Consider the following 8,558-nt stretch of genomic DNA (forward strand, 5'->3'; position numbering starts at 1 on the left):
CGCCCGCAATTCAGCCATCGCAAAGGGTTTTACTTTTACTAAATAGTCATCGGCTCCCGCATCTAGGCCAATAACCTTATCTTCCATGCGGTCTTTCGCGGTTAGCATCAGAATCGGTAAGGCATCATGCTTGGCACGCAGTCGCTGGCACAGTTCAATGCCAGACAAACCAGGCAGCAGCCAGTCCAGAATTGCCAGAGTATAGTGAACTTGCGGATTGTCCAGATAGTCCCAGGCTTCCAACCCGTCCTGCACCCAATCCACAACGTACTTCTCTCGACTCAAACCCTGTTGAACCGCCGCTCCCAAATTCGGTTCATCCTCAACCAGTAGAATTCGCATTGTGCTGTGAATAGGCTTCCTATCCCAAGTCTTGCAGACGAAAATAAAACCTGGATGAAATTATCTGAATCTTGTCCCAAAAATCTCCCCATAAAGAAACTCTGCCTATTAGCGAGCGGCATTTGAGCGATCAAACTGAATCTGAACCTGGCGAATTGGCACCTGGGGTTCCAACTGCAAATCGACAATACCTGAAACCTGACGCATGAGGGCTTCCGCTTCCTGCCCGATCGCCCGCAGTTCGGTGAGGTCAGGCCCAAAGATTTTGACCGCGATCGCACTGCGAACACCGGACAGAACTTTATCCATCCGGTGGGAAATAAAACCACCAACGTTAGCCGCCACACCGGGCAATCGGTTAAATTCCTGACGCAGTTTTTCAATACTCCCTGTGCGGTCTGTAATCCCTGCATCGCTGAGTTCCACATCCAGATGTCCCAGATTCACTCCTCCTGCATCCGCATCACCGGGCGCGCGTCCGGCTCGCAGTTGCACCGTCTTAAATCGTGGGTCGGTCTTGAGGGCATCCTGCATGGCTAATCCAGATTGGTTAGTTGCCTCCAGAGAACTGCCAGGATAGGGCAGCATCGCATTCACCAGCGATCGCTCCTGGAACTCTGGCAAAAACTCCCGCCCTAACCCTGGCAGAATCACCAGGGATGCAATCAGGGCAGCGATTGCGGCGAACAAAATTACCTGGGGACGGTGGATTGCCACCGAGAGGAGAGGGCGGTACAGTCGTTGAGAAAAGGCCGTTACCCAAGTTTCATCAGATGGCAGGCGACGGTGTACCAGCAAAATTGCGCAGAGCGCCGGAGAAAGAGTCATAGCAACCAGCGTAGAAGCCAGGATCGAGATCAGGTAGGCAATTCCCATTGGGGCAAAAATCCGCCCTTCCACACCCGTCAGGCTGAAAATAGGGGCAAAAACCACGGCAATGATCACCGTTGAAAAAATCACACTGACGCGAACTTCAACTGAAGTGTCGTAGACGATTTGAAATGGATGCTTCGGATGGTCACTGTTTTGATTTTTTCTCAATCCCCGATAAGCATTTTCCATATCTACGATCGAGTCATCCACCACTGACCCGATCGCCACTGCCAGTCCCCCTAAAGTCATCGTGTTAATCCCCTGTCCAAACCAGGATAGGATTAACATACCAATCAAGATTGATAATGAAATAGCACTCAAGGTAATCACCGCCGTGCACCAGTTCATCAAGAATAACAGCAGCACGATGGAAATAATAATAATAATGCCGTCCCGTAGGGAATCTCGCACATTCTCGATCGCCGATTCGATAAAGCTATTTTGACGAAAGGTTTCCAACACCCAGACATCCTTGGGCAATCCAGCTTTCAGCTCCTCCATAACCTGTTCAACAGCACGAGTCACCGTCGGTGTGTCAGCCAGGGGTTGTTTGTTGATCACTACCACCACGGCACGTTTACCATCAACGCTGCCATCTCCCCGTTGCAGGGCAGCACCCACTTGCACAGAGACCACATCGCGCAACAATACAGGCTTGCCATCTCTGGCAGTGACCACAGATTGAGCCAATTGCTCGATCGACTCAATGCGTCCAACACCGCGAATCACTTCTTCCTGATCCGGCGTGATCAGAAGCCCACCCGCCGCATTCACATTAGCTTGTTCCGCTGCCTAGGTGACATCCTGAAGTGAAACGTTAAAAGCGGTTAGCTTTGCCGGATCCACCAACACCTGATACTGGCGCACATCCCCACCGTAGGCGATCACCTGGGAAATACCGGGAACGGCTAACAGGCGATTAGTCACATCGCGATCGACCAGCCGCCGCACTTCCATTAGCGATATTGGCGCTTTTCCAGACTGCGACGGTTCATGCTCTACGGAAAAGGCATACATCAGAACAGTGCCGATCGGCGAGGTAATCGGCGAAATTTGAGGCGATTCAACTCCAGCTGGGAGCTTGGAGCGGGCTTGTTGCAACCGTTCTGTAACAAGTTGCCGCGCCTGATAGACATCAGTGCCCCTGTTGAAAATCACGCGCACGACTGAAATTCCTACTGCTGAGGACGATCGCTCGCACCGTTTCCACACCGGGCGTTCCATTGACCGCACTTTCGATCGGCAGCGTGATCAATGACTCTACTTCCTCCGATGCCAGCCCGGGGGCTTCTGTCTGAATTTCCACCTGGGGTGGGGCAAAGTCAGGAAACACATCCAGGGGCATCCGGGTCAGATTATAGCTGCCCAAAATCGTGACAATAATGGCCCCCCATCACCACCAGCCAGCAATGGACGATCGACCCTTTCAAAATGGCATTCAGCATAAGGCTCGGTCTGTTCTCCCTCCTCCTGACGTAGCCCTATCATGGTTGCAAACAAAAATAAAATGAGCATGAAATTAAAGCCTATTCCCCTGCCAGTCGTAAGGCCACCATTTATGCGAGCCTGGGTGTTCCGTATTGCTAAGCAAGCACTCTTAATGGGGTTGCTAGGGTGATATGGCTTCTTGATGGTGTTGGATGGGTAAAGCAGATGTAGAACCGTTTTGAGCAGGCATCATTGAGTCACTATGATTTATTGTCCAACTCAGCTTTTACTGGAACAATGCGAGTTTGTCCTTCGACAACCGATCCAATGACACTGATTCGTCCTTCAAAAGCACGATCCGGGATGCCGTTTACTTTAACTCGCACTCGCTGTCCCATCTGAACCTGGTTCAAGTCTTTTTCGTAAATGTTGGCAGACACTTGAACTCTGCGACCATTGACGATCGTCATAATCTTTTTACCCGCATCCTGCCCTGACTCACCTGTCGTCATTTCGCGATCGGCAACGGTTCCAGAAATAGGAGCCGTAATGGTAATCGTGCCATCTGCGTTGGGATTCGCCCCCAGTTGGCGCAGGCGAGTCTGATAAGTATCTCCACTCAGGGCCACTCGTGATTGAGCAACCTGCACACTGGATTGAGCACGTTTAATCTGAGCCGTTGCCTCTGCCACCTGGAGCCGACTTTCTGCTTTAGCAAGGGCAGCTTTGGCTCCAGCTAGCTTAGCTTCCGATTCCAGAAAGCCGCGTCTGGCAATTGCTCCCCGCTCCAGTAGTTTTAATCCCAAATGCCAGCGACTGACGGGATACGGGTTCAACTTTAAGTCCCATTCGTCTGGCCGTTTCACTGTCAACTTGAATTGCCCCAGTGGATTGAGCAGACTGACCTTCTCCTTGAAACTCGTTGCCGTGACCTGCATGAGCCAGTACTCGCACGGATGGAGTTAACAGCAGCAGGCTCAGCAGCGTCCCAGAAATGAAACGAGCCGTTATCGGAGCATCAGAGCGGTAGATAGGAGGGATCATAGGGGATTCTCTAGCAATGAGGATGGGGACTTGTAGAGGTTGAGATTGTAGTCTGGTCATCAAGGGATTCGTCTATTGCCCGTACCAGGCTTGCCGCCATTGCTTCATCTGGGCAATCTCCTGCTGTTGCGATGCGAGGATATTTTGCGCTAACTGCTTCATCTCTGGCCGCTGGGATTTTTGTAGTACCTCTTTGGCCATGACTACGGCTCCTTCATGATGAGGCACCATTGCATCCAGGAAACGCAGGTCATAGGACTCATCGGCTGGCCCTAAATCCATATCCATGCTGTGCCTCATGCCACCGTGCTGCATCGTGCCATGATCCATCGTTTGGGCATTCACAGCGGACGCGATCGATGAGGCTGGACTTTCAGACAGGGAAGAGTTTTGAGCATTAGGCGAACAGGCCGTCACTAAACTGCTAATCGGGGCCGCAACCACGACCGCCAACCCCAAAGCCCCTGTTCTAAGTAAAAGGTGTTTCATGCGCTGCTAGCCTGAGAACTACTTCAAACTCAATCATTGCTTGATTGTCAACTTTCCAGTTAACTGGAGAGTCAAGAAGACGTATGGAAGTAACGCGCTGTTTTGTATTGAGTAATACTCACAGTCCACTGCCCATCAGGGTGGCACAAGAAAATAAAACTAAGATGAAATGCTTCTAAACCTTGTCCAAGTCCAGAACCGTAGTTTCTCTGATAGGAAAACGACCGTTCTCTAGCTGGACTTGGTTTAGTTCAAAGGAATGAAATATTCTCCTGCCAGAAAACGGACGTAGTCGAATTTTTCCAAGCTTGTCGGCGTATGGCAGAGGAGTACCGCTGCTTTGTATTTTAGCTCCCCCCTTGACTCTCCAGTTGAGTGGAGACTTCAAGATAAGAATTAGCAGAGCTTGTCAGTGAGAAACCAAGCAATGACAACACTCACAATGGAAAAACCCTGAAAAGTTTGGGAAAACGAAACCAATTGAGTAATCGCGATCGCTACGGTTAGAGATCCGGTCTGTAACAGAGATCCGGTCTGTAACATCGAATTGCCCTCCCAGTTCTTCTTATCCTCGAAATCCTATGAACACGACAACCCTAAAACTACGAGGTATGAGTTGTGCCGCCTGCGCGAACAATATTGAAACTGCAATCCGAGCGCTTCCTGGAGTAGAAGCCTGCAACGTGAACTTTGGGGCCGAACAAGCCTCTGTCCGCTACGACCCTCAAACAACCGATATTACCGCGATTCAAGCTGCCATCGATAAGGCCGGTTACTCCGCCCAACCGCTGCAAGACGATGGACTGGCTGCCGAAGATGATGCTGAACAGCAAGAACGACAGGCAGAAAACCGCAAGTTAACTCAAAAAGTCTGGGTGAGTGGGGTAATTAGTGCAATTCTTGTGAGCGGTTCCTTGCCTGGGATGACGGGGCTGCAAATTCCATTCATCCCCATGTGGCTGCACAATGCCTGGTTGCAACTGGTGTTGACCACCCCAATCCTGTTCTGGGCGGGCAGTTCGTTCTTTGTCAATGCCTGGAAAGCATTCAAGCGACACACGGCAACGATGGATACTCTGGTCGCCCTCGGTACCGGTACAGCCTATCTCTATTCTTTGTTTCCGACCTTCTTCCCGCAGTGGTTTCTTGCTCAGGGGCTTAGCCCAGATGTCTACTTTGAAGCCGCAGCAGTTATCATTACGCTGATTCTACTAGGGCGACTGTTGGAGAACCGGGCCAAACGACAAACCTCTGAAGCTATTCGCAAACTGATCGGATTGCAGGCGAAAACGGCACGGGTTATTCGGGATGGGCAGGAAGTAGATATTCCGATCGCAGAAGTGGCCCTCGGCGATGTGATTCTGATGCGTCCGGGGGAAAAGGTTCCGGTGGATGGTGAAATTATTGACGGCTCTTCTACCCTGGATGAATCGATGGTCACAGGGGAGAGTATTCCGGTAAAAAAACAGGTGGGCGATCAGGTGATTGGCGCAACCATCAACAAAACAGGTAGCTTTCGCTTTCGGGCTACCCGGATTGGTAAAGATACCTTCCTGGCTCAAACCGTCCAACTGGTGCAGCAGGCCCAAGGCTCCAAAGCTCCTATTCAGCGGTTGGCAGATCGGGTCACAGGACGGTTTGTGCCGGTGGTAATTGCGATCGCGATTCTCACCTTCATTATCTGGTTTAACGTCGTCGGCAGCCTCACTATGGCCCTGATGACCGCCGTAGGGGTGTTGATTATTGCCTGTCCCTGTGCGTTAGGGCTAGCTACTCCTACCTCGGTTATGGTTAGCACAGGCAAGGGGGCAGAACACGGCATTTTGATCAAAGACGCGGAAAGCCTGGAAATGGCCCACAAGCTACAAATAATTGTCCTCGATAAAACCGGAACCATTACCCAGGGCAAACCAACGGTTACGGACTACATCACCGTTCATGGGACAGCCAATCAAAATGAATTCAAGCTATTGCAACTGGCCGCATCCCTAGAGCGCCACTCAGAACACCCCCTGGCAGAAGCGATCGTGCAATATGCCCAATCTCAAGCAGTTGAACTGACGGATGTACAGGATTTTGCGGCGATCGCAGGCAGTGGAGTTCAGGGCAGGGTGTCTGACCATCTGGTGCAAATCGGCACCTATCGCTGGATGGCTGAACTGGGAATTGATACCAGCCCCCTGCAAGAGCCATGGGATCGCCTTGAGGTTCTTGGTAAGACTGTGGTTTGGATGGCGGTAGATCGCCAAGTAGAAGCCATTTGGGGCATCACCGATGCAGTTAAACCATCTTCGGCAGGTGCCATTCGTGCCCTGCAACAAATGGGACTCGAAGTGGTGATGCTGACTGGAGATAACCGCCGTACAGCCGAAGTCATTGCCCGCGAAGTAGGGATTCAACGAGTTCTAGCTGAAGTCCGACCCGATCAGAAAGCCTCTGTCATCGCAGCCCTACAACAAGGGGATGAGGAGATAGGAGAGCAGTTCAGGACGCAAAATTCAAAATCCAAAATCTCCTATCAACAATCGAAAATCAAAAATTCAAAATCCAAAATCGTCGCGATGGTCGGCGATGGCATCAATGATGCTCCTGCCCTGACTCAAGCACAAGTTGGTATCGCTATTGGCACCGGAACCGACGTAGCGATCGCAGCCAGTGATATTACTTTGATTTCAGGAGATTTACAAGGCGTTGTCACCGCTATTCAACTTAGTCGGGCCACGATCCGTAACATCCAACAGAACCTGTTCTTTGCCTTTATCTATAATGTGGTTGGCATCCCCATTGCCGCAGGCATTCTCTACCCCATTTTTGGCTGGTTGCTCAGTCCTATTATTGCAGGAGCAGCAATGGCATTTAGCTCTGTGTCAGTGGTCACGAACGCATTGCGATTAAGAAACTTTCACCCCAACGGCTAAACTGATGGAAACTGAGAGCGGCAGGCATCACCGAAACAAAGTCAGCACAATCCGTTCGGTGCCTGCGATGGTTAGCTGGCGATCACTAAGGAGGGGGCATAGTCAGGCGAGAAAGTCTAGGAGAGCCGCCGTGAGAAAGAGTATACTAACGATTGAGCTAACCGGACAGCGATCGCCTTTGCAACTCAACGGGTAGCTTATGCTCCGTTCCGGTTCAGCGATTGGTTAACCCTCTTTCAGCAACGGGAGGCGGCATATACGAACTCGACTCGGCGCAACTGTCACGCCAATTCCTGGTTCTAGATCCTCTGCCACCTCACCAAGAACTGTTAAGAGCAGGTTGGGCAATGCTTGGGCATGCAATCTTTCAATTCGGATGCGAATTACGGAAGAAGTTACTGCACTCAGAGCCAATAAAGCATGGAAGTGGGTATCAAGAGTCACAACCACCCGCTCATCTTCCCTTGCTCTCTGAAGGATGTCGGTATCATCTGCTGCCGACAAACCAATCTCAGCAACGTGAACCGTATCGATACCAGCCTTAGCAACGTTGCCGCAGAGCGTGGCAAGCCCTGATCAAGCAGCAGTTTCATCGCTTTGCGGTAGTTCTATAAATGCGATCGTCCAAGTAGAAAGAGGCAAAAATCAAGGCTTGCCGGATATCTTCCTCTTCCAGTTCAGGAAACTCTTGAAACAGTTCTTGGCGATCGGGGTAGATCGCCAGCAATTCAAGCACCCGACGAACTGTAAGGCGCAGATCTCGAATGCAGGGCTGCCCATTCATCCAATTGGGATTGCTAGTAATACGGTCTAATTTCATGTCGGTAACTCTAGCTTATTCGACAGTGAAAAGCAGTCCAAATAGGTGCCGCTTGGTGGTGCAGAAAACTCCTGAAACCCCTATAAATCAAGGATTCTCACCGAGACAGCGATCTTGAGTTTTATCGGGCGAACGAACGAGGGCAAGGGGTTTCAGGCGCTGTTTTGGTCGTTCAGGTTATCCATCATGAGACTCAAAAAAGTTTTCTGCACCACTCAGATAGGTGCCGTTAGGTTTCACTTCAGATACAATATTCGCTTTAGACACAAAAATAGTCTTACAATAAGAGTCTACAGACAAAAATTGCTCTTGCTCACCCCAACCTGCGGCGATAGCGATCTGTTGTCAACCCAGCCCACGCTGATGGGAGATCGTACTCTTGTGAAGTGAAAATTCATGGTGCATTTGCTTGACAGCAATCCATCTTAGAGGATGTTTGAGAAGTTCTCTTGCTGGTAACCAAACGGTTTAGATTCCCCTTAGTCCCCCTTAAAAAGGGGGAAACCGGGCTCAAAGTCCCACTTTGCAAGGGGGATTTAGGGGGATTAACAGGTGCCTTTCGTTACAACAAATGACTTTTCAAACCCCCTCTTACAAGAGCAAAGAGCGCACTCCCAACCCCAACTCTAAAAATCCCAAATCCC

At 50.6% G+C, this 8,558-nt stretch carries 6 protein-coding genes and 2 pseudogenes; 1 reads left to right on the forward strand and 7 read right to left on the reverse strand.

Features of this window, described 5'->3' with window-relative positions; all coding sequences use genetic code 11:
* From ACUVQO_RS21265 to ACUVQO_RS21285, 5 genes and pseudogenes are all read right to left on the reverse strand, one after another.
* A partial coding sequence (locus ACUVQO_RS21265; RefSeq protein ID WP_445927827.1) for a response regulator occupies window positions 1–342 on the reverse strand: 342 nt, incomplete at its 3' end.
* A 108-nt stretch (window positions 343–450) separates the two neighbouring features.
* Window positions 451–2,439: pseudogene (locus ACUVQO_RS21270) on the reverse strand (efflux RND transporter permease subunit).
* On the reverse strand, window positions 2,351–2,584 hold the full coding sequence (locus tag ACUVQO_RS21275) for an efflux RND transporter permease subunit (RefSeq protein ID WP_445927828.1): 234 nt from the start codon (window positions 2,582–2,584) through the stop codon (window positions 2,351–2,353). Before ACUVQO_RS21275 ends, ACUVQO_RS21270 begins: the two are co-directional and overlap by 89 nt.
* 319 nt (window positions 2,585–2,903) lie before the next feature.
* Window positions 2,904–3,581: an efflux RND transporter periplasmic adaptor subunit gene (locus tag ACUVQO_RS21280; protein ID WP_445927829.1), complete on the reverse strand. Its 678-nt coding sequence runs from the start codon at window positions 3,579–3,581 to the stop codon at window positions 2,904–2,906.
* Between the two features lie 178 nt (window positions 3,582–3,759).
* Complete coding sequence (locus tag ACUVQO_RS21285) at window positions 3,760–4,176, reverse strand: DUF305 domain-containing protein (RefSeq protein WP_445927830.1); 417 nt, start codon at window positions 4,174–4,176, stop codon at window positions 3,760–3,762.
* A gap of 581 nt (window positions 4,177–4,757) precedes the next feature.
* On the opposite strand from ACUVQO_RS21285, the gene ACUVQO_RS21290 reads away from it, so the two are divergent.
* The gene (locus tag ACUVQO_RS21290; RefSeq protein ID WP_445927831.1) at window positions 4,758–7,094 is read left to right on the forward strand and encodes a heavy metal translocating P-type ATPase; all 2,337 of its coding nucleotides are present in this window, start codon (window positions 4,758–4,760) and stop codon (window positions 7,092–7,094) included.
* Between the two features lie 225 nt (window positions 7,095–7,319).
* On the opposite strand, the pseudogene ACUVQO_RS21295 reads toward ACUVQO_RS21290, so the two are convergent.
* Window positions 7,320–7,631, reverse strand: a pseudogene (locus tag ACUVQO_RS21295) (DUF5615 family PIN-like protein); the annotation flags it as partial.
* A gap of 52 nt (window positions 7,632–7,683) precedes the next feature.
* Entirely contained in the window at window positions 7,684–7,914 is a 231-nt protein-coding gene (locus tag ACUVQO_RS21300; RefSeq protein ID WP_445927832.1) for a DUF433 domain-containing protein, read from the reverse strand.
* Window positions 7,915–8,558: the final 644 nt, after the last annotated feature.

Source organism: Leptodesmis sp. (assembly GCF_052746595.1).